This is a genomic window from Pseudoalteromonas sp. JSTW (assembly GCF_013423925.1).
In the GTDB taxonomy this organism is placed as follows: Bacteria; Pseudomonadota; Gammaproteobacteria; order Enterobacterales; family Alteromonadaceae; genus Pseudoalteromonas; species Pseudoalteromonas lipolytica.
Window position 1 is genome coordinate 13,539 of record NZ_CP058972.1, and the last position, 21,895, is coordinate 35,433.

General features: G+C 42.6%; 25 protein-coding genes. 17 read left to right on the forward strand and 8 right to left on the reverse strand.

The window, feature by feature from the left end; all coding sequences use genetic code 11:
* Nucleotides 1-170 precede the first annotated feature (170 nt).
* The 9 genes from GZH31_RS00055 to GZH31_RS00095 all read left to right on the forward strand — a co-directional run bounded on the left by GZH31_RS00055 (nucleotide 171) and on the right by GZH31_RS00095 (nucleotide 8,014).
* The gene (locus GZH31_RS00055) at nucleotides 171-2,057 is read left to right on the forward strand and encodes a transglycosylase SLT domain-containing protein (RefSeq protein ID WP_036973677.1); all 1,887 of its coding nucleotides are present in this window, start codon (nucleotides 171-173) and stop codon (nucleotides 2,055-2,057) included.
* Between the two features lie 98 nt (nucleotides 2,058-2,155).
* Nucleotides 2,156-3,478, forward strand: coding sequence for a Xaa-Pro dipeptidase (gene pepQ, locus GZH31_RS00060; RefSeq protein WP_036973676.1), 1,323 nt, complete (start codon nucleotides 2,156-2,158; stop codon nucleotides 3,476-3,478).
* A 57-nt stretch (nucleotides 3,479-3,535) separates the two neighbouring features.
* The gene (locus tag GZH31_RS00065; RefSeq protein ID WP_180311262.1) at nucleotides 3,536-4,153 is read left to right on the forward strand and encodes a YigZ family protein; all 618 of its coding nucleotides are present in this window, start codon (nucleotides 3,536-3,538) and stop codon (nucleotides 4,151-4,153) included.
* Nucleotides 4,154-4,250: 97 nt separating this feature from the next.
* Nucleotides 4,251-5,702 (forward strand): TrkH family potassium uptake protein, encoded by a 1,452-nt coding sequence (locus GZH31_RS00070; RefSeq protein WP_036973674.1) that lies wholly within the window; start codon nucleotides 4,251-4,253, stop codon nucleotides 5,700-5,702.
* Nucleotides 5,703-5,739: 37 nt separating this feature from the next.
* Complete coding sequence (locus tag GZH31_RS00075) at nucleotides 5,740-6,402, forward strand: flagellar brake protein (protein WP_180311263.1); 663 nt, start codon at nucleotides 5,740-5,742, stop codon at nucleotides 6,400-6,402.
* Nucleotides 6,403-6,872: 470 nt separating this feature from the next.
* Nucleotides 6,873-7,085, forward strand: coding sequence for an EF-hand domain-containing protein (locus GZH31_RS00080; RefSeq protein ID WP_036973672.1), 213 nt, complete (start codon nucleotides 6,873-6,875; stop codon nucleotides 7,083-7,085).
* A gap of 64 nt (nucleotides 7,086-7,149) precedes the next feature.
* Entirely contained in the window at nucleotides 7,150-7,362 is a 213-nt protein-coding gene (locus GZH31_RS00085) for a calmodulin (RefSeq protein WP_036973671.1), read from the forward strand.
* 146 nt (nucleotides 7,363-7,508) lie between these two features.
* On the forward strand, nucleotides 7,509-7,724 hold the full coding sequence (locus GZH31_RS00090; RefSeq protein WP_036973670.1) for a calmodulin: 216 nt from the start codon (nucleotides 7,509-7,511) through the stop codon (nucleotides 7,722-7,724).
* 71 nt (nucleotides 7,725-7,795) lie between these two features.
* Nucleotides 7,796-8,014 (forward strand): EF-hand domain-containing protein, encoded by a 219-nt coding sequence (locus tag GZH31_RS00095; protein WP_180311264.1) that lies wholly within the window; start codon nucleotides 7,796-7,798, stop codon nucleotides 8,012-8,014.
* Nucleotides 8,015-8,104: 90 nt separating this feature from the next.
* Here the strand turns inward: GZH31_RS00095 and trkA are convergent, their stop codons facing one another.
* Genes trkA through def form a run of 4 tightly spaced genes read right to left on the reverse strand, consistent with a single transcriptional unit; the run spans nucleotide 8,105 to nucleotide 12,256 of the window.
* Nucleotides 8,105-9,481: a Trk system potassium transporter TrkA gene (gene trkA / locus GZH31_RS00100; RefSeq protein WP_036973666.1), complete on the reverse strand. Its 1,377-nt coding sequence runs from the start codon at nucleotides 9,479-9,481 to the stop codon at nucleotides 8,105-8,107.
* Nucleotides 9,482-9,490: 9 nt separating this feature from the next.
* Nucleotides 9,491-10,780 (reverse strand): 16S rRNA (cytosine(967)-C(5))-methyltransferase RsmB, encoded by a 1,290-nt coding sequence (rsmB, locus tag GZH31_RS00105; protein ID WP_036973662.1) that lies wholly within the window; start codon nucleotides 10,778-10,780, stop codon nucleotides 9,491-9,493.
* On the reverse strand, nucleotides 10,773-11,726 hold the full coding sequence (fmt, locus tag GZH31_RS00110; protein ID WP_180311265.1) for a methionyl-tRNA formyltransferase: 954 nt from the start codon (nucleotides 11,724-11,726) through the stop codon (nucleotides 10,773-10,775). The genes rsmB and fmt overlap by 8 nt, the downstream gene beginning before the upstream one ends.
* A gap of 23 nt (nucleotides 11,727-11,749) precedes the next feature.
* Nucleotides 11,750-12,256: a peptide deformylase gene (def, locus tag GZH31_RS00115; protein WP_036973660.1), complete on the reverse strand. Its 507-nt coding sequence runs from the start codon at nucleotides 12,254-12,256 to the stop codon at nucleotides 11,750-11,752.
* Nucleotides 12,257-12,374: 118 nt separating this feature from the next.
* On the opposite strand from def, the gene GZH31_RS00120 reads away from it, so the two are divergent.
* The 6 genes from GZH31_RS00120 (at nucleotide 12,375) to hemF (ending at nucleotide 17,318) form a co-directional block, all read left to right on the forward strand.
* Complete coding sequence (locus GZH31_RS00120; RefSeq protein ID WP_036973657.1) at nucleotides 12,375-13,493, forward strand: LysM peptidoglycan-binding domain-containing protein; 1,119 nt, start codon at nucleotides 12,375-12,377, stop codon at nucleotides 13,491-13,493.
* A 29-nt stretch (nucleotides 13,494-13,522) separates the two neighbouring features.
* Nucleotides 13,523-14,620 (forward strand): DNA-processing protein DprA, encoded by a 1,098-nt coding sequence (gene dprA, locus GZH31_RS00125; RefSeq protein WP_180311266.1) that lies wholly within the window; start codon nucleotides 13,523-13,525, stop codon nucleotides 14,618-14,620.
* Nucleotides 14,613-15,086, forward strand: coding sequence for a DUF494 family protein (locus tag GZH31_RS00130; RefSeq protein ID WP_036973655.1), 474 nt, complete (start codon nucleotides 14,613-14,615; stop codon nucleotides 15,084-15,086). The genes dprA and GZH31_RS00130 overlap by 8 nt, the downstream gene beginning before the upstream one ends.
* 107 nt (nucleotides 15,087-15,193) lie before the next feature.
* Complete coding sequence (locus GZH31_RS00135; RefSeq protein WP_036973654.1) at nucleotides 15,194-15,763, forward strand: type I DNA topoisomerase; 570 nt, start codon at nucleotides 15,194-15,196, stop codon at nucleotides 15,761-15,763.
* Between the two features lie 35 nt (nucleotides 15,764-15,798).
* Complete coding sequence (locus tag GZH31_RS00140) at nucleotides 15,799-16,365, forward strand: L-threonylcarbamoyladenylate synthase (RefSeq protein ID WP_036973653.1); 567 nt, start codon at nucleotides 15,799-15,801, stop codon at nucleotides 16,363-16,365.
* 2 nt (nucleotides 16,366-16,367) lie between these two features.
* Nucleotides 16,368-17,318 (forward strand): oxygen-dependent coproporphyrinogen oxidase, encoded by a 951-nt coding sequence (gene hemF, locus GZH31_RS00145; protein WP_180311267.1) that lies wholly within the window; start codon nucleotides 16,368-16,370, stop codon nucleotides 17,316-17,318.
* Here hemF and GZH31_RS00150 read toward each other — a convergent pair.
* The 3 genes from GZH31_RS00150 to GZH31_RS00160 form a co-directional block, all read right to left on the reverse strand.
* Nucleotides 17,315-17,779: a hypothetical protein gene (locus tag GZH31_RS00150; RefSeq protein WP_065978268.1), complete on the reverse strand. Its 465-nt coding sequence runs from the start codon at nucleotides 17,777-17,779 to the stop codon at nucleotides 17,315-17,317. The two genes, hemF and GZH31_RS00150, sit on opposite strands and share 4 nt — an antisense overlap.
* Before the next feature lie 66 nt (nucleotides 17,780-17,845).
* A complete protein-coding gene (locus GZH31_RS00155; protein ID WP_074989752.1) occupies nucleotides 17,846-19,441 on the reverse strand; it encodes a methyl-accepting chemotaxis protein in 1,596 nt (531 codons plus the stop codon).
* A gap of 84 nt (nucleotides 19,442-19,525) precedes the next feature.
* Nucleotides 19,526-19,957, reverse strand: a complete 432-nt coding sequence (locus GZH31_RS00160) for a group II truncated hemoglobin (RefSeq protein WP_036973648.1) — start codon at nucleotides 19,955-19,957, stop codon at nucleotides 19,526-19,528.
* 41 nt (nucleotides 19,958-19,998) lie between these two features.
* Between GZH31_RS00160 and aroE the strand changes: the two genes are divergently transcribed.
* Together aroE and GZH31_RS00170 are read left to right on the forward strand one after the other, a co-directional pair.
* Entirely contained in the window at nucleotides 19,999-20,823 is an 825-nt protein-coding gene (gene aroE, locus GZH31_RS00165; RefSeq protein WP_180311268.1) for a shikimate dehydrogenase, read from the forward strand.
* The gene (locus GZH31_RS00170) at nucleotides 20,820-21,074 is read left to right on the forward strand and encodes a DUF1488 domain-containing protein (protein ID WP_036973646.1); all 255 of its coding nucleotides are present in this window, start codon (nucleotides 20,820-20,822) and stop codon (nucleotides 21,072-21,074) included. Before aroE ends, GZH31_RS00170 begins: the two co-directional genes overlap by 4 nt.
* Here GZH31_RS00170 and GZH31_RS00175 read toward each other — a convergent pair.
* Entirely contained in the window at nucleotides 21,071-21,604 is a 534-nt protein-coding gene (locus GZH31_RS00175) for a gamma carbonic anhydrase family protein (protein ID WP_036973645.1), read from the reverse strand. The genes GZH31_RS00170 and GZH31_RS00175 overlap by 4 nt on opposite strands.
* Nucleotides 21,605-21,895 lie beyond the last annotated feature (291 nt).

Consider the following 21,895-nt stretch of genomic DNA (forward strand, 5'->3'; position numbering starts at 1 on the left):
TAAGACTGGTACGATGAGTTTGCATTTCAATCAGTGTGCTTGCTTTAAAATAAAAATGCAACGAAAAATTTACTGCGCTTTATCGCGATTGGTTAAAATATAGCTGGTTTGCTGCTAAGGTGTAGGGGAAGTTTTTATTATTAATTCTTTAATTTTTGTTAAAGGCCATCATGAAAAAACAATTTCTTGGTTGGACGGCTGCCGCATTACTTTTTCCTTTTTTTGCAGCTGGTGCCAACGATAAACATGACGCTTTTTTAAAAGCTGAAAAAAAGGCGCGGTACGGTAACTATGAAGACATGAAAAAGGTGACAGGGGAGCTTGATCATCCCTTAAAACCTTATGTCGAAAAAGCCTATTGGCAGCGTAACCCAAGTCTGCAACACCAAACTGAAATCGAAAACTATTTAAACGTCTATCAAAATACGCCACTTGAATGGCCTGTTCGAAAAGCGTGGCTTGAATACCTAAAGAAGCAGAATAAAAAAGCGGCGTATATTCGTAATTATCGTGAAACCAGCAATAATGAGCTGACGTGTCCCTATTTAAGCTTTCAATTAGATTTAGGGGCACCTGAAAATGCCATCATGAATCAAGTAAGCGACTTATGGGTGGTCGGTAAATCGCAACCTAAAGAGTGCGATAGCTTATTTTCGCAGTGGAAGAAAAAGGGGTACCAAACTCCTGATCGCGTATGGCAACGAGTCACACTGGCCGCAGAAGGCGGTACGTCGAGTTTATTGCCTTATTTAAAAACCTTATTACCCGAACATGAGCAATATTTAGCTGACTTATATTTAAAAGTTCGCAAAGACCCGAGCGCGTCTGCTGGACTTTACCGCTATAAGAAAAAATCAGCCAAAGAAGGGCAAATTGCGTTGTATGGCGTAAGACGTTTGGTGTGGCGCGACAAAGAACTCGCGCTTAGAGCGTGGGAAAAGATTGAAAAAATGTTCTCCTACACTGACGAGCAAAAGGCTGATGTGTATTACAATTTTGCACTATCTTTAGCATCTAGTGGTCACAAAGAAGCTCGCTTTTGGCTAAATAAGGTGCCGAAAGACCGCCAAACTAGCAAGCTTATGCAGTGGCAATTAGCAAACATGCTTGAGCTACAAGATTGGTCTGGCATTGTGGCTTTTTTTACCGGCAAAGAAAATTTAACGCTAGGGCAGCAATACTGGTTAGCTTATAGCTTGAATCAGCGTGGTGAAGTAGAGCGCGCGCGACAAATTTGGCAAACGGTGGCCAAAGAGCGTGATTACTATGGTTTTCTTGCGTCTGCGCGATTAGGTATACCTGTTAGTTTAAATAATAAAGAGCTGAATATTAGCGATAAACTCAAGCTTGAGGTTGCGAATGCGCCAGGCTTTAAGCGTGCCCGTGCTTTGTATGAATTAGATCGTTTTACTGCAGCTCGTCGCGAATGGAATTATTTAACCGATACCTCAACCAAAGAAGAAAAACTGGCTGCATCAATGCTTGCAGCAGATCTTGATTGGTACGACAGCACTATTTATACCTTGGCACAAATTAAAGAGTGGGATTACGTTGATTTACGTTTTCCGTTCGCGTTTCGGAACTTGTTCGAAAACTACAGTAACCGCAGTCATATCGATGTTGCATGGAGTATTGCCATTTCTCGTCGTGAAAGCTCGTTTGCGCCAGATGCTCGTTCACATGCGAATGCTCATGGCTTAATGCAGTTATTACCTAGCACAGCCAAATATATGAATAAAAGCACGGTGTCACGTAGTGTACTTTATCAGCCTCGTACTAATATTCGTCTTGGTAGTGAATACCTGAAGTATTTGAAGAAGAAAAATCATGGTAATGAAATTTTAGCGACGGCCTCTTACAATGCAGGCTATCATCGCATTAAGCGCTGGCTACCAGAGCAAGCAATGCCTGCTGAGTTGTGGATTGAACTGATCCCCTTCACTGAAACACGTAACTACGTTAAAAATGTGTTCGCTTACAGGCAGGTATATCACACCCGCCTTGGTCGAGATGGTAATGTACTTGCGCCCATTCTCGATATGAAAATGGGTGGCTAAATTAAAATACAAACGAGGCTCATATCCCCCTCAGTTGGGGGTTATGGCCGACTATGATAGACTGCAAGTAAGTTAAATTTACTAGAGATGGGTTTACTATGGATAAATTAGCGGTGTTATATGCCGAACATATTGCAACCTTGCAACAGCGTACTCGTACTATTACTGAACGTGAGGGTTTAGAAGGGCTCGTAATTCACTCAGGCCAAGCTAAGCGTCAGTTCTTAGATGACATGTATTATCCGTTTAAAGTGAATCCGCAATTTAAAGCTTGGTTACCTGTTATTGATAATCCGCATTGTTGGATTGTCGTCGACGGTGCATCTAAGCCGAAGCTAATTTTTTATCGTCCAGTGGATTTTTGGCATAAAGTGCCTGATGAGCCGCGTGATTTTTGGGCTGAGTATTTTGATATTGAGCTTTTAGTACAACCTGATCAGGTTGAAAAACTACTCCCTTATGATAAAGCAAATTATGCATATATCGGTGAGTACTTAGAGGTCGCACAAGCGCTGGGTTTCAGCATTATGAATCCTGAGCCAGTGATGAACTACTTACATTTCCATCGAGCTTATAAAACGCAGTACGAACTTGAGTGTCTTCGCCAAGCGAACCGTATCGCTGTAGAGGGTCATAAAGCGGCGCGTGATACGTTCTTTAATGGTGGTTCTGAGTTTGATATTCAGCACGCTTATCTAATGGCTACACGCCAAAGTGAAAACGAAATGCCTTACGGAAATATCGTTGCACTGAATGAAAATTGCGCCATTTTACATTACACGCATTTCGAGCCAACTGCGCCTCATACACATCACTCATTTTTAATTGATGCAGGTGCAAACTTTAACGGCTATGCTGCGGATATTACTCGTACCTATGATTTTAAAAAGTCAGGTGAGTTTAGCGATCTCATTCAGGTTATGACTGAGCATCAAATTGCCTTAGGTAAGGCATTGAAACCCGGTCTCTTATACGGCGAGTTACATTTAGAGTGTCACCAACGTGTCGCACAAGTACTGAGTGATTTTAATATTGTAAAATTACCAGCTGCTGACATTGTTGAACGCGGTATTACTTCAACGTTTTTCCCTCACGGATTGGGTCATCACCTTGGCTTACAAGTTCATGATATGGGTGGTTTTATGGCTGACGAATCAGGGACGCACCAAGCTCCGCCTGAAGGTCATCCATTCCTTCGTTGCACACGTTTAATTGAGAAGAACCAAGTATTTACGATTGAGCCTGGTTTATACTTCATCGATTCATTATTGGGCGACCTTGCTCAAACCGATAATAAACAGTTTATTAACTGGGAAAAAGTTGAAGAATTTAAGCCATTTGGCGGTATCCGAATTGAAGATAATATTATCGTTCATGAAGACAGTCTCGAAAATATGACCCGTGATCTACACTTAGATTAACGGCGAGCAAAATAGAGTATAGGGGCCACATGGCCCCATTTTTTTAGATAAAACAATATGCCTGAATATCAATACCCGGCCGAACCGGTTTTTTATCAAGAAGAAATAAAGAAAAGTACATTTATAGTGCACATTGCGCATACTCCAGACCTCGCGTGTGCAAAAGCGTTTATTAAAGAAATACAAGATAAATACAGTGACGCGCGTCATAACTGCTGGGCACATGTTGCAGGAAACCCTGGCGGGAGTCATGTTTATGGCTTTTCGGATGATGGTGAGCCCAATGGTACGGCGGGTAAACCCATGCTTAATGTGCTGACAGGTTCAGGCATCGGTGAAATTACTGCGGTAGTAACACGCTACTTTGGAGGAGTTAAGCTTGGTACGGGGGGACTTGTGCGTGCATATGGTGGCAGTTTAAATAACGCTATGCGCGAGCTAAAAACTGTGACTAAAGTACCGAGTGTTGAACTTATAGGGCAAAGTGACTATAGCGCACAAGGTGCAATTGAGCAGTTATTAAAAAGCCAATATCAGGTGTTAAAAATAGACAAGCAATTTGCCGAGAACATTACTTGGCACATTACCATTGATAGCCGCCAAGCAGAGCAGGCAATCACCGATGTACACGAACTTACTCATGGCGCCGTTGAGCTAAAAATGGGAAAAGGATGAGTAAGGAAAATAAATACATAGCGTTTACTTACAATTAAGCCTGTAAGACAATAAACTGTATTAGCTAAATCATTTAATAAGAAAGCGATACGCCTAGATGCAATTTCGTACCATAATAAAAATTCTCGGCCAGCTGGTGGCGTTATTTAGTATCACGATGGTCCCACCGGCACTGGTGTCTTTAATTTATAAAGACGGTGGGGGTGTGCCGTTCGTTCTTGCGTTTATTTTTAGCGTTGTTATTGGTTTAGCTGCATATTACCCAAACCGTCATGAGCATGGTGATTTAAAAGCCCGCGAAGGCTTTTTAATTGTGGTGTTGTTCTGGCTGGTACTTGGCAGCTTTGCTGCTGTGCCTTTAGTGTTCTTACAGGAACCAAACCTATCTCTCGCTGACTCGGTATTTGAGGCCTTCTCGGGGCTGACTACCACAGGAGCAACCGTTTTAACGGGGATTGAATACTTACCCAAATCAGTGCTTTTTTATCGTCAACAACTGCAGTGGCTAGGTGGTATGGGGATCATTGTATTGGCCGTCGCTGTATTACCGATGCTAGGTGTTGGTGGTATGCAGTTATACCGTGCTGAAACTCCAGGGCCTGTTAAAGACTCGAAAATGACCCCGCGGATTGCCGATACCGCCAAACACCTTTGGTACATTTATGTGTCGCTGACCATCGCATGTACGCTTGCCTATTGGGGAGCGGGTATGGATTGGTTTGATGCGATTTGTCATGCTTTCTCAACCATCGCAATTGGGGGATTCTCTACATACGATGCGTCTATGGGGCAATTTGACAGCCCATTAATAAACTTTATTTGTGTGGTGTTTTTGCTGATTGCGGCGATTAACTTTTCGTTGCACTACGCTGCGGTCTCCTCGCGCAGTATTCGTGTTTACTTGCGCGACCCTGAATTTAAAGTGTTTTTACTTATTCAGTTAGCGCTAGTGATTATTTGTTTTACGGTACTCTCTTCTAATAATATTTATGCAGATGGTGATGAAACGCTCGATCAAGCAATGTTTCAAGCTGTCTCTATGAGTACTACCGCGGGCTTTGCGACAGATAATTTTTCTGCTTGGCCATTGTTCTTACCTATCTTACTTATTTTTTCGAGCTTTATCGGCGGCTGTGCGGGCTCGACGGGCGGCGGTATGAAAGTTGTAAGGGTTTTCCTTCTGTACTTGCAAGGGATACGTGAATTAAACCGCTTAGTTCACCCGCGGGCTATATACTCTATAAAGCTCGGTCGTAAAGCGCTCCCCGATAAAGTGGTCGAAGCCGTTTGGGGGTTCTTTTCTGCTTATGCACTGGTTTTTGTTATTATCATGCTGGCCTTAATGGGCACAGGCATGGACAATATAAGTGCTTTTTCAGCGACGGCGGCGTGTTTAAACAACTTAGGCCCAGGTTTGGGTGAAGTCGCGGCGCATTATGGCGCGATATCTGATACGGCAAAGTGGTTGTTAACAATTGCGATGGTGTTTGGTCGTCTTGAAATATTCACTTTATTAGTTTTATTTACCCCAACATTCTGGCGCGGTTAAGGTTTTATTTGGTTATTTTTCAAGGAGTAGAGAAACAATGCCAAAAACGCAGCAGCAACTTAATTTAGAAAAACTAACCTATATACCCGCAGGGAGTGTGGTCGATGTTGAAATAATAACTGCGACAGAAAGTAAGCGTGTCAAAATTGAATTTATTGGTTTACTTAACGAGCAGTACATCATACTTAACTATCCCCCTGCAAAACGTTTGCCGAATGCGGGTGACTTTATCAAAGAGGGGGTTATGGTGATTGTTCGGGCTGTTTTAGAAAGCGGGGGTGGGCAGGTTATTGCATTTCGTCAGCAGATAAAAGCCGTTGCTTCACACCCTTGTCGATTGATATTTTTAAATTTCCCCCAACAAGTACAACTCTTTAGCTTGCGCAGCGAAGCGCGGATCCCCACTTTGTTTCCCGCCAAGCTTGTTATAGATGAACAAGTATATGAAGGCGTAATTAAAGACATTTCACTTGCCGGTGTGCAATTTGAGATTAACAGCGAGGCCGACCTTAGTCATTTGAAAGCACAAGCGTGTCAGGTGGTGCTCAGTAAACGTGAATTTACAGGCAAGGTATGCAGAGTCCGCAAACGAGAGTCGGGCTATCAGTTTGGTGTGCAGCTCAATACCAGTGAAAATGAAATGAACGTCTTTATGAAAGAGCACCTCATAGACCTTTCGGTATTAGAGATAACGAGTTAACGAGCATTGATTCGCCATTTTGCAACAAAATGACTGTTTTTCACTTTTTCTCTAAAAATTAATCAAAAATAATCGATATAAATATATAAAACCAATTTAAATCAGATGATTAAGCGTTAAAAATATTTTTATTTTTTTTGAGGCGTGTTGCCATTCATCTACGGTTTAGCCCCCACACGCAATATTTTCTCTGTTTTAGTGACAAAAAACGGCAGATGTCTCTGTTTTTGCTTTTTTAACTTATTGATTAATAGATAAAAAATTTTCTCACCTCATTGCTTGTTGCTAAAAAGCAACAAAATAACAGCCAGTTTTCCCCTAATTTACTAAAAAATAAACTTAACCTCATGATTTATAGCGTTTTTTAAACTTTGGCATTGAAGTTGAAGTAGTTAAAGCGAACACAGAGAAAGTTGATTTAGGAATTAGTCCTCTATCGCAGTTTAGACAACATTGAAGGAATAGTGATTATGAAAACGTTACACAAAACATGTGCACTTATTGCCCTTGTCGCTTCATCAACTGCATTTGCAGCGGTGGATTTTGAAACGCTAGATGTCGATGGCGATGGAGCAATCAGTAAAAGCGAAGCATCTGTAAGCTCACCGTTAATGAGCCAGTTTAAAGAGCTTGATACCGACGGTAATGGCGAACTATCAAAAGAAGAGTTCGCGAAAGCATAATTTCAGTGTAAGGACACATTGAAAAGGACTTCTTACTTAAAGCTACTATTTGAAGGATTACATTATGAACACAGTAAATAAAACATTAGCCCTTGTGGCACTTATCTCTTCATCAGCCGCATTTGCGATGAGCGATTTCGAAACGCTAGACGTTGATGGCAATGGCGTTATTAGCCAAAGCGAAGCATCCGTCGATGCAGAGCTAATGAGTAAGTTTAGCGAATTAGACACTGACGGTAACGGTGAGTTATCAAAACAAGAGTTTTCAAAAGCTTAATGAAATTAAGCAAGCCAAGTTATCTAGCTGATTAGTTCTGAGCTGCCAAAGACAGCCTAAATGGATAAGGGAATCCATGACAAAGAACAACCAGGAGCGTGTGATCAGCTAACACTTTTTTAGTTAAATATTGAAGGAATATGATTATGAAGACAGTAAATAAAACACTAGCCCTAATTGCACTTGCATCTTCTTCAGCTGTTTTTGCTGCCACTGACTTTGATACATTGGATGTAGATGGCGATGGCGTGATAAGCAAAAGTGAAGCATCAGTCGACGCAAAAATCATGTCACAATTTAAAACACTGGATGTCGATGGTGATGGTGTGCTGACTGAAACAGAATTTTCAGCGGCCGAGTAACAAAGCCAATTTCCACTAAACAGGGATCTCAGAAACGGACTTCACTCTTTTCAAATTTTGAGGCAGTTATTATGAAACACATCAACACAACATTGGCTATTTTAGCATTAGCAACGTCATCAGCAGCGTTTGCTCAAGGCGTCAGTTTTTCTACATTTGATACCAACAGCGATGGCGTGATCAGCAAAGAAGAAGCATCAGTAAATATGCAGCTTGAAAAACTATTTCCTGAGCTTGATAGCGATGGTAACGGAGAGCTTTCAAAAGAAGAGTTCGCACAGATTCAATAGGTTCGTAACCAGAGACTCTGGTTAACTACTTTCACTTCAAGAGTCGTAAAGCAGCCGTCATGGCTGCTTTTTTATTTTCATGTTTTTGGTCTATAAGAAAATAGCGCTAACTTGGAACAGCTTTTCAACAACCGTGATGTGTTTCTTGTCGATTAGGAACATGATCACATGGTCACCCGACTGAATCACCGTATCATCATGAGCAATGAGTACATCGTCATTACGCACAATTGCACCAATAGTGGTACCTGCGGGTAGCTTGATATCGGCAATCGCGCGGCCAACAACTTTCGATGTATGTTCATCGCCATGGGCTACGGCTTCAATTGCTTCAGCTGCGCCTTTACGTAATGAATAAACGTTAACGATATCACCGCGGCGAACATGCGTTAACAGAGCTGAGATAGTCGCTTGTTGTGGTGAAATGGCAATATCTATTTCACCGCCTTGAACGAGGTCAACATAGGCGCCGCGTTGGATCAGCACCATGGTTTTTTGTGCGCCCATGCGTTTAGCAAGCATGGCCGACATAATGTTTGCTTCGTCGTCGTTTGTAACAGCAATGAACACATCAACTTGTTCAATGTGCTCTTCTGAGAGCAGTTCTTGATCAGAGGCGTCACCACAGAATACAACGGTATTGTCGAGTAACTCAGAGAGCTGTGCCGCACGTTCTTTATTACGCTCAAGAAGTTTAACACTGTGATTTTTTTCTAGTGAGCGCGCCAAGCCTGCACCAATATTACCCCCACCTGCAATCATGATTTTCTTGTATGAGCGTTCAAGTTTTTGAAGTTCGTTCATGACAGCACGAATATGTTTTGTTGCGGCGATAAAGAACACTTCATCGTCAGCCTCAATCACGGTTGTGCCGAGTGGTTTAATTGCTTTACCTTGTCGGTAAATTGCTGCTACACGGGTTTCTACATTGGGAATATGTTCTTTCAATGCCGACAGTGCATACCCAACTAATAAGCCACCATAGTAAGCTTTTACTGCAACCAGTGATAACATACCATCAGCGAACTGCAGCACTTGTAAAGCACCCGGATAGTCTATTAATCGACGAATATATTTAGTCACTAAGGCTTCTGGAGCAATGTAGTGATCAACCGGTAAGTCGTCATTATGGAACAGCTTTTCGCGGTACTTTAAGTATTGCTCTGAGCGAATACGCGCAATTTTGGTGGGCGTATTAAAAATACTGTAGGCGACTTGGCAGGCAACCATGTTCACTTCATCTGAACTGGTTACCGCAATAATCATATCGGCGTCTTCTGCGCCTGCGCGACGCAGCACATCTGGGTGAGCACTGTGACCAGTAACCCCCTGTAGATCGTACTTATCTTGCAGCTCGCGTAAGCGGTTACCGTCGATATCAACCACTGTGATCTCGTTTTGCTCACCAACGAGGTTTTCTGCTAATGTGCCGCCGACTTGTCCGGCACCGAGTATGATTATTTTCATAGTGTATTCTTATGAATGTTTTTTAACTAGCTTTGCATAGTAGAAACCATCGCTCTCACCCGGTAGCAATTGCAAGCCAGGTAACGTTGGAGTATCGTTTTCATGCAGTGGTATATGCTCTGCATTGCTGTTGTTAGCAAGAAACGTGGCAACTTGTTGCTGATTTTCTTGTGGTAACACTGAGCAGGTTGCATACACTAACGTACCACCCGGTTTAAGCAGAGGCCAGATACTGTTGAGAATATCACCTTGTAAGTGTGCAAGGTCTTCAATATCTGATGCTCTACGCAACCATTTAATATCAGGGTGGCGACGAATAACACCGGTGGCAGAACAAGGCACATCAAGTAAAATTCGATCGAACTGCTTTTCGTCCCACCAAATATGCGGCTGTGATGCATCGGCACACTGCAAATCAGCGGCAAGGCCAATACGTACTAAATTTTGCTTTACACGCTCTAAGCGTTCACTGTCGCTATCTAGTGCTAATACATCGGCATCAGCAAGCTCCAAAATATGGCAGGTTTTACCGCCTGGCGCTGCACAGGCATCAAGAATCAGCTCATCATCTTGTGGATCTAAAAAACGTGCTGCTAACTGCGCCGCCGCATCTTGAACAGAGCATGCACCTGTTTCAAACTCAGGTAAAGAAAATACATCGCATGGCTTGGCAAGTTTAATACCATCTGGAAAATCAGCATTGAGGCTGTGTTCAATGTCATTTGCTTTGAGCATGTCGCTGTATTCTTGCGTGCTATATTGTGCTTGATTTACACGTAACCACATTGGAGCTTGTTGTTGGTTTGCTTCAAGAATATCTTGCCAGTTATCAGGGTAGGCTGCCGTAACGTGCTTAATAAACCACCCTGGGTGGTTGTATTGGCAAACAGGGATTTGCTTGGCTTTTTCTTCAAGCTCGGCTTGTTCACGTTGGAAACTTCGTAAAATAGCGTTAATTAAGCCTTTTAAACCTAGCGCACGCATTTGTTGTAATGCATTAACGGTTTCACTGATAGCAGCATGCGGTGGAACACGCATATGCTGAAGTTGGTAAATGCCCACATACAGCAAGAACTGGAAAATACGGCGCTTGCCTTTTAGCGGTTGATCTAAAAGTTGCTGACAGTAATTTTCGAGGCTAGGTAAATAACGCAGCACACCGTAGCAAATTTGTTGTAGTAAGGCTTTATCTTTTGGCGATAAACCTTGGCTTGCAAAGGGCAATTCTTGGTTTAACGATGCACCTTTATCAACCACGTTATACAGAGTTTCAGCAGCAAGTGCTCTAACATTACTCATTGTTTTGCCCTAATACTGAGCCAGGTTCAACCCAGTCGCTGCGGCCATTTAAAAAGTCGCTGACTGCCATTGGTTTTTTGCCTTGAGGTTGAAGTAGGGTGATCTTAAGAGCATCTTGACCGCAGGCAACGGTAATACCTTGCTTATCAGCGGCGATAATTTTACCTGCTTCAGCGGTGTGAGAGACGATTTCAGCCTGCCAAATCTTTACCGTTTGACCTGCCATTTGGGTAAAGCAAACAGGCCATGGATTAAAGGCGCGAATATTACGCTCAATTTGTGCTGCGTCCTGGGTCCAATCAATGTTTGCTTCGTCTTTAGAGAGTTTTTTCGCATAATTGGCAAGATTGTCATCTTGTTTTTCAGGTACTATCTCACCGGCAGCAAGGCGGTTTATCGTACTAATGAGCGCATCAGGTCCAAGTGCCGCAAGCTTGTCGTAAAGTGAACTGCTGGTTTCTGCGCTATCGATTGGACAGCGACTAATATGGAGCATATCGCCGGTATCTAAGCCTTCATCCATCTGCATTATGGTTACGCCAGTTTCACTGTCGCCAGCCCAAATTGCACGTTGAATCGGTGCTGCACCGCGCCAACGCGGTAAAATCGAACCATGAACATTTAAGCAACCAAGGCGAGGTGTCTCTAAAACTGCTTTAGGTAGCAATAAGCCATACGCGACCACAATCATGATGTCGGCGTTAAGGGTTTGTAGCTCAGCGAGCGCCTCATCTGACTTAAGAGACTCAGGTTGAAAAACGGGCAAATTATGAGCAACAGCCAGCTCTTTTACTTCGCTTGCTTTTAGTTTTTTACCGCGACCCGCAGGGCGGTCTGGTTGGCTGTACACGCCAACAATGTCATGCTCTGAATCAATCAGTGCTTGTAAATGGCGCGCAGCAAAGTCTGGCGTACCAGCAAAAATAATGCGTAATGGTTGTGTCACAGAAATTCCTATCGATAAACTTATTATTTAGCAGCGAGCTTTGCTTCTTTTTCAAGCTTTTTACGGATACGTTGGCGCTTTAATGGCGATAAATAATCAATAAACAGGGTGCCTTTAAGATGATCAAGCTCATGCTGAATACAAATAGCCAGTAATTCATCAGCATCTAAACTGAATGCTTCGCCATGTTCGTTAAGCGCTTTAACAGTGACTGTTTCTGCACGGTCAACTTTCGCATATGAATAAGGAACAGATAAACAACCTTCTTCGCTCACTGTTGAGCCATCTTTTTGAGTTATTTCTGGATTAATTAATACCAGTGGTTGGTCACGTTCTTCAGAGACATCGATGACCACGATTCGCTGGTGGATATCTACTTGCGTAGCTGCTAAGCCGATACCGTTTTCGTCATACATCGTTTCAAGCATATCTTTGACGATTTGACGAACTTCGTCGTTTACTTCTGGTACTTCTTTCGCGATTGTACGTAAACGCTCATCCGGAAATCTTAAAACTTCTAACCTAGCCATAGTTACCTTTTACACTTGTGATTCATTTAGGGTATTGTATGCTCTTATTTTAGCCATTCGTGTTCACCTTTAACAGGTTTTGGTTGATAATAATCTAAAAACAACACAAGGAAGCCAAATGAGACATCCATTAGTTGCGGCTATGTTAGCCATTAGCTGCGCTTTTACAGCATCTGCTGATGTGTTAACAATAAAAAAAGATGCTCCAAAACAATATGTTGTGAAAAAGGGTGATACGCTTTGGGACATTTCTGGCGTGTATCTCAATGAACCATGGCAATGGCCTGATTTATGGCAAATGAATCCGCAAATTGCTAATCCACATTTAATCTACCCCGGTGATGCGCTCACTTTAATCTACGATAAAGATGGAAATCCGCGTCTCGTGAAGAATGCGCGCTATAAAAAGCTGTCTCCTGAAGGGCGAATAACTCCGAAAGGTAAGCAAGCCGTACCGACTTTACCCCTGGAATTATTGCGTCCTTACTTAAGTTATGAGCAGGCTATTAGCGCGGATGTGATTGCTGAAAAACCGTATATCTTAGGTGCCAGCGTTAATACTAAAATGAACACGATGGATCATATTCTGTACGTAAAAGGGGACTTAAACCTAAATGAAGCGTATGCAGTATATCGTAAAGGCTCTGAGTTAATTGACCCGACTTCACAAGAAGTGTTGGCTAATAAAGCAGAGTTGGTCGCCATTGTGCGTGCATTTAGAAGCGGTGATGTTGCTAATGGGATCCCGGCTTCAGTGAAAATTGAGTTGATTAAACAAGAAATTAGACCAAATGATTTCTTGATGCCAGCAATGGATGGTCAATTGCTGCCGGCATACTTCACAATGAAACGCCCTGATACCACAATGAATGGCACAATTATTTCGTCTGCCACTGAACTTCGTGAATTTAGTACAATGGATATTGTTGTGCTAAATTTAGGGTCAGACCAAGTTAAACCTGGTTTTGTACTTGATATTCAACGTCAGTCTCCAGAAGTGTTTGATGGCGCAAATGGTCCGCGCTATCGCGAAGATTCAACCAGCCTTGAAAAGTTAATCACTGATACGAATGACTTTTTAGGTGTAGAGGCGGACGAAGACAGTAAAGTATGGCATATGCCAAAGGAGAAAGTCGGTGAGCTAATGGTATTTAAGGTTTACGATACCGTCAGTTATGCACTGATTGTAAAAAATCAGCATCCTATTAGAGTTGGAGATTATGCAGTCATAAACTAACTCCTCTGAGGACGCTCTAAGGAGGGAGCATGGAACAGTATTCAGGCAAGCTAGCTCACTGGCTTGCCTTTTATTTATGTAAAGGGATAGGGGTTAAAACCCTTATAGCGCTAAGCCAAAAACACGAACTGAGTGAACTCTTCGCTCTGACTAACGCACAATTGCAGAGTTTAGGCTTAACACAAAGCCAAGCTAATAACCTCACCAATACCGATTGGCATCAGGTTGAACATTACCAAACCCTTATTAAGCAACAGCAATTAACTGTAATTTGTTACTTTGATGATTGCTATCCGCCTTTATTGAAACACATTGCCAGTGCGCCTTTACTGTTATTTTGTTTGGGTAACGTTGCATTATTATCGTCGCCACAAATAGCAATAGTGGGCAGTCGCAATGCAACGCCTACGGGGTCAGAGATTGCCGCTGAGTTTGCGCATCAGTTGTCATTACTCGGTATGACGATAACGTCGGGTATGGCGCTGGGGATTGATGGAGCAGCGCATAAAGGGGCTTTAGCGGGAAGTGGTAATACAATTGCAGTGCTTGGGACGGGGCTTGATATTGCCTACCCTAAACGTCATAAATTATTAACTAAGCACGTGGCAGAACGCGGCTTGTTGGTGTCGGAGTTTTTGCCAGGAACCGCTGCCAATGCGACAAATTTTCCGCGTCGTAATCGCATTATCTCTGGTTTGTCATTAGGGGTATTAATTGTAGAAGCGCAAATAAAAAGCGGCTCTTTAGTCACTGTGCGTTATGCCTTGGAGCAAAATAAAGAAGTGTTTGCAGTACCGGGGTCAATTAAGAACCCTCTCTCAGAGGCGAGTCACTTTTTAATTAAGCAAGGTGCTAAATTAGTTGAAAATGTGAGTGACATTCTTGATGAAGTGAGCTTTTTTTGTGAAAACAGTCTATATAATATAGAACAGCCTATTGCAGATGAACTCGACTGCCCAGTGTTCAAAAGTATAGGGTTTGAGGTAACCAGCGTGGATGTAATAACTCAACGCAGCCAACTACCAATCGATGAAGTACAAGCTCGGTTACTTGACCTAGAGCTCGCCGATAAAGTCGAACGAGTGCTAGATGGTTATATAAGACTTGGAGGACATAAATATGTTTGACATCCTCATGTATCTTTTTGAAAACTATATCCATAGCGAAGCTGAAATCTTCACGGAAGAAAACGAGCTCACCGATGAGTTGGTGCGTGCTGGTTTTAACAAACCTGAAATCTACAAAGCACTTGATTGGCTTGAGCAGCTCGCAGATCTGCAACAAAGTGATGTGTGCCCTTATTTAAATGCGCAGCCACAACATGCTACGCGCATCTACACAGATAGCGAATGCCAAATGTTGAGCACAGAATGCCGAGGCTTCTTAATGTTTATTGAGCAAATCGGTGTCATCAATACAATAACCCGTGAAATGGTTATTGATAGATTGTGCGCCCTTGATAAACCATTTATCCATTTAGAAGATTTAAAATGGGTGGTGTTAATGGTGCTATTTAATGTGCCCGGCTCAGAGCAAGCATATGCGCAAATGGAAGACCTGATCTTTGACGAACCAGCCGACGTGCTTCATTAATGCATTGCCGCTGGCAGAGCATGGTGGCTCGTCGCTTTCGACTTTGCTTGTATCTTTGCTGAGTTTGGGTATATTAAGCGAAAATTAGCCAGCCTCACAGGAATCTTATGAGTAAAATCGACCATTCTCTTTTTTCTGCAGATAAACATGCGTTAGAAAAAGAGTATGAGGTTTGCCCTAAATGTGGTTCTGAATTGGTTATGCGACACTCTAAATCAGGCCCATTTTTAGGGTGCGCCAGTTACCCTAAATGCGACTATATTCGCCCACTTGCTCATCATGACAGCCAGCAAATTAAAGTACTCGAAGACAGTGCATGTCCCGAGTGTACTAGACCACTTGTGATCAAGAATGGTCGTTACGGTATGTTTATAGGGTGTACAGGTTACCCTGACTGTCACTACATAGCGCATGATGAAGATGCTGACGATGCACCCACTTTGCCCGCGTGCCCTAAGTGTAAAAAAGGGCAGTTGGTTGCGCGTAGCAATAAATTTGGCAAGACCTTTTATTCCTGTGACTGCTACCCTCGATGTAAATACACACTGAACCATAAACCCGTTGCTCAGGTCTGCCCAGCGTGCCAGTGGCCTGTTATGACTGAAAAGAAAATGGCCTCGGGTGTTGTGCTACAATGCCCTCAGAAGTCGTGTATGCACAAGCTTATAGAATCTTAATACACTCGTTATTTGCTTAAATTAGGAGAGTTTCTTTGTCTGATCCTGTTGCTCAACCTGCCAATGCCATTGATGCATTACAACAAGGCGGTGTGATTGTTTACCCAACCGAAGCAGTATTCGGTCTTGGCTGTGACCCTGATAATCAAGCTGCTGTAGAAAAGCTACTAGCAATCAAACAACGCCCCGTTGAAAAAGGCTTAATTTTAATTGCTGATAATTATGGTCAGTTATTAAAGTATGTTGATGATGCTAAGATCCCGATGGATAAACGTGCTGATATTTTTTCGCAGTGGCCGGGTGCAATTACATGGGTCATGCCAGCGGCAAAAGAGACACCTAAGTGGTTAACAGGCCAGTTTGATAGTATTGCTGTACGTGTCACTAATCATCCAACTGTTAAAGCCCTTTGCCAGCAGTTTGGTAAACCAATGGTTTCAACCAGCGCAAACTTAACCGGCCAGCCTACAGTGATGAGTATTACGCACGCTAAAAGTGAGTTCGCTGATCGTGTTGATTTTTATGTCGATGAGCCACTCGGTGGCAATAGTCAACCTAGTGTGATTAAAGATGCAATGACCGGCAAAGTATTCAGAGGATAAACATGCAAAGCGAGCTACTCCAACACGTAAAAACATACCTAATGGCCCTACAAGATAGCATTTGTAAGGGCCTTGAAAACGCCGATGGCAAAGCAAAATTTGTTGAAGATAATTGGCAGCGCGAAGAAGGCGGCGGTGGTCGTACGCGGGTGATTCAAGGGGGAGATGTTATTGAGCAAGGAGGAGTCAACTACTCGCATGTATTTGGTGCTTCAATGCCAGCATCAGCGACGGCTCATCGTCCAGAACTTGCTGGTCGTAGTTTCCATGCGTGTGGTGTATCGCTGGTGATCCACCCAAAAAACCCACACATTCCAACTAGTCACGCTAATGTACGCTTTTTTATTGCTGAAAAAGATGGGGAAGCGCCTATCTGGTGGTTTGGTGGTGGTTTTGATTTAACACCTTATTACCCTGTTTTTGAAGACGTACAACATTGGCACCAAGTTGCGTATGATTTATGTCAGCCGTTCGGTGACGGTGTTTACGATAAATATAAAACCTGGTGTGATGATTATTTCTACTTAAAGCACCGCAGTGAAACTCGCGGAGTAGGTGGTTTATTTTTTGATGACCTAAATGAGCTTGGCTTTGAGCAAAGCTTTGCTTTCATGCAAGCAGTTGGTAATGGGTTCTTAGACGCTTATTTACCTATTATTGAGCGTCGAAAAGAGACACCAACAACAGAGCAACAGCGAGATTTTCAACTTTATCGCCGTGGCCGTTATGTCGAATTTAATTTAGTGTGGGACCGAGGCACCTTATTTGGTTTACAAACCGGCGGGCGTACAGAGTCTATTTTGATGTCGATGCCACCATTAGCACGCTGGGAATATAACTATGCACCTGCGGTGGATAGCCCTGAAGCGAAGCTATATCAATATTATTTACGCCCACAAGCATGGCTTAACACAACAGAAGAAGCGCTTATTGCTCGTCAGTGGCAGCTTTAATCGAGTGCTGAAATAACTCTAAACAACTTTGCGTTGTCATTATCTACGGTGGTGACAACGTTTGTTCTGCTTGGCAGCTCTGCCAAAATGCTAAATAAAATTTCGCTTTTCAAAATAGCCAGCTCATGCTCAGAAGTCTTAATGGGAGCACTGATTTGCGTTAGACACTTTGTGTTATCACACGCATAAAAGTCGAGCTTCACTTCATAAAATTCAGGGTGCTGAATCAATGTGTCAAAGCCTTTTATAATGAGCTGTTCATAATCATCACTTTTAGTTGTTTTATCTGAAGTAAGCAGTGAGTTGGCAATAAACTGAATATCATCGTGGTAAAGCAGGTCGTTTGAGTAGGCCGTTTCAGTGAAGGGATGTGAATCTCGAGAGAATGAAGCATACAAAACGGCAATAAGCCCAGCACACACTAAACCTGCACACACTAAAAGAGTAGGGGGATATTTCATTTAAACGTCCATATCTGTCGCGAAATAGTGTTCTCTACTCTATCAGTTGTGCATAAAATGCGCAATTTAGCTTAATTTAAAACGCCTTACTTGCTCATCTAAAGAGCGTGCTAACGACACTAACTCTTCACTGACTTTTTGATTTTCATGGGCATCAACCAAGGAATGTTCGGCATTATCACTAATCGCGACAACACTTTGGTTTATTTCTTCTGCGGCTAAATTTTGCTGCTCTGTGGCATCGGCAATTTGCACGTTGAGTTGGTTTATTTCACTCATCTGTGCAGAGATATCACGCAGTGCTTTTGCCACTTGTTTTACTTGCACAGCCCGTTCATCGGCTTCTGCACTCGAATTATTCATGGTATTGACCGTTTGTGCCGCCTCGTGTTGTAACTTATCAATAGTGCGGCGAATTTCGTCTGTTGAGTCGTGTGTTCTATTCGCCAACGTTCTTACCTCATCAGCAACAACCGCAAAGCCTCGTCCAGCTTCACCTGCACGTGCCGCTTCAATGGCTGCATTCAAGGCCAGTAAATTGGTTTGCTCGGCAATGCTGCTGATCACTTCAAGAACTTTACCAACATCGAGGGTTTGCGCTTGCAATTGTGATACTTGATCTGCGGCTGCTCTTACATCTGCTGCAAGCTGATTAATACTCAGCTCGGTGTGTTCCGCTACTTCTAAGCTTTGCTGTGCAAGTTGGTTACTGTGTTCTGATTTTTCAGACGCAAAGTGAGTGGTATTTTTCACTTCACTTGATGAGCTTTCAAGTTCATTTATCGCAGCAGCCACTGAGTCTGTGCCTTGTTTTTGCTGCAAGATGGCTTGCTCTGTGGCGTCGGCCGAAGCATAGATGCTCTCGGCAGAGTGGATCAGCACTTTAGATGAATGCGACACTTGCGCAATGTTGTCTTTAAAGGCGCTAATCATGTGGTTAAAGCTGGTGGCCAATGAACTTAACTCGTCATTGTGGTCATCATTAATATTGAGGCTCAAATCTTTATTGGTGGTTGCTAAATGCATGGTATGACTGATGATTTTTAATCGTTTTATAAAAATCTTTCTGAATAACATGGCCAGTAGCATAAAAGCAGCAATAAAAATGGTTGATAACAATAAAGTATTCATCAAGGTGTTTTGTGACACTTCATGCTCAATATCAGCCAGTGAATAACTGATTTTTACCACCCCAAGAACATCACCTTCCTGTGCTTGATGGCACCCTAGACAGTTCGTGCCTTTATAATCACGTGTTGCAAACATGGGTTTTAAGTAGGTCATGGTGCTGTTGTTTTTATCGATATACAGCGCTTCGGTGCCTTTTAATGCATCGCGCTCAGCGTCAGTATTCGCTGCTTGGTTCGCATTTCCGGGGCCGTAGAGCTTATTAACAATAGCGCTGCGGATAATGTGCGCGTCTTCAATGTTTTCATGGCTTCTTAATTTATTACTCAGAATTTCTCTGTTTGCCATTGTGCCTGTTAACATCATGGTATTGATAGAGTCAAAGTAGTTATCGGCTAGTAACTTAATATTACTTTCAACGGTATCTTGCGCGAGGGCTTGTTGCTGCTGAGCACTGCTAAATATGCTGGCAAATAAGACCAGCACACCAGTAATTGCAAGCAATGTATAAATTTTAAATTGGATAGACTTCACTTGACGACGCTTCCACTAAACTAAGGAAAGAGTATTATCTTTATTTAGAAAAAGCGTATATTGATATAGCTCAAGCTTAGCTAATTAATGTTGATTGATCATGTGGCTGGCAAGTTGTGAAAGAGACTGTCTTAACCCTTCACGCAATAAAGGATTATCGATTTCGATATCCAGCGTTTTATTCATACAATACATCCATTGATCACGTAGATCTTGATCAATTGGGAATGGCATGTGACGCTTTCTGAGCATCGGATGGCCGTATTTCTCTACGAAGAGATCGGGGCCGCCTAACCAACCGGAAAGAAATTCAAAAAACACTTGGCGAATTCTATCAAGTGGTTGTGGATGCATATCATATAATGGTTTGGCGTATTCATCACAGGCCATTATGTCGTAGAATCGGTTTGCAATGGCACGAGCACCGGCTTCACCACCAATAATTTCGTAAGGTGTTTTTTCTGGCGTGGGTGTTTCAGGCTCTGCTTTCGATTTAGAAAAAAGTCGTTTAATCATAATATTAATAAAGCTCTACAAGGCAAAGAGGTTGCTTCACTATGGATAAATACGCGGTTTTTGGAAATCCAATAAAACACTCGAAATCACCCGCAATACATAAACAGTTTGCGACCTCATTAGGTGAGCAAATTGATTACAGCGCCATTTTAGCACCAACCGATGCATTTGAAAAAACCGTATCACGCTTTTTCGCTGCGGGTGGCAAAGGTGCTAATGTTACTTTGCCTTTTAAAGAGCAAGCGTATGCAATGGTTGATGAGCTAAGTGAACAAGCGAAAGTCGCCGGTGCGGTAAATACGATTAAACGCCTTGACGATGGTCGTTTATTTGGCGACAACACTGACGGTATAGGTTTAGTGAAAGACTTACTGGCCAATAATGTCACGTTAAAAGCAAAACGGATTTTGTTGATTGGTGCCGGCGGTGCAGCACGTGGCGTAATTCAACCTCTTTTAAATGAGCGTATCGCGACGTTGATCATCGCGAATCGCACTGCCGAAAAAGCACATATGTTAGCTTCTATTTTTGAAGAGCAAGGAGATGTTAAAGGGTGTGCTTTAGATGAAATACCGAATGAACACTATGATATCGTGATTAATTCTACTTCGAGCAGTGTTACAGGTGACTTACCCGGTATTGCTCAAGAGCATGTCGCTCACTGCTCATGTGCCTATGATATGTTTTACGCCAATCACGCCACCGCATTTATAAGCTGGGTTAAAGCCGTTAATCCTAGCTGTATTACACTGGATGGCAGTGGCATGTTGGTTGGACAAGCCGCACAAGCTTATTATATATGGCGTAATAAAATGCCAGAAATACTGCCCGTGGTTGCTGCATTAAAAAGTGGAGAACTCGCATGAACCAAGCGATTCAATTTATAGATAGAGTTGAATACAAGGCACAAGACAAACTGCTTGTGTTTTATGCGCAAGTTAGTGGAATGATGGTCGAGTGTGTTATCGACACGGATAAATATGATTTTGCTGATCAAAGCGGCGCGATCAATTACTTTGAAACACACCGCTTTGACTATGAAGAACTGGCCGAGCAATTAATAGAAGACGAGCAGTACAACTCGGCAGGACAAATAGTATTAACAGAGGTCTTTTAACTCTCTGCTATATATTCATCTTTAAGTTGCACATAATTGTCAGCAGATAATGTTAAAAAGGCCCGCTCTTGCTCAGTGAGAGGGCGAGCCTGTTTGACAGGGCTTCCGACATATAAGTAACCAGACTCTAACCGCTTATTCGGGGGGACTAATGAGCCTCCACCAATAATTACATCGTCTTCAACGATAGCGTTATCCATAACAATGGCACCCATGCCAACAAGAATACGGTTGCCTAGTTGGCAGCCATGTAACATCACTTTATGTCCAACAGTGACATCATCACCAATAATAAGTGGATAACCGTCAGGGTTTGACTTACTTGCTCGGGTAAGATGAAGAACACTGCCATCTTGAATATTAGTACGCTCACCGATGCGTATATAGTTAACATCACCACGTGCTGCAACTAAAGGCCACACACTGCTGTCTTTGCCAAGCGTGATATCACCGACTAAAACGGATGATTCATCAATATAAACACTGTTATCAAATGTAGGAGTGATCCCTTTATAAGAACGGATAGTCATAAATTCACCTTAAATCGTCAAAATGCGCTAGCTCTAGTGTAACAGTGAAGTAAGAAAATTCACTAAAAGGCGCTAAAGTTGATTGTTAAACACTCAGTTTTAGGGCGTTTAGCTCAAAAGCTGAGCGAACAGTGCGTTTTTTTAAATTTTATTGAAAAAGTGCTTGCGTAAAAAATCCATCTCCCTATAATGCGACCCCACTGAGACGGGAGACAGCAACGAAAGACGCTGAGCAACGTAGCAGAGAGTTAAGTAAAACTTCGGTTTTAAATCTTCAAAAGAAAGTTTAAA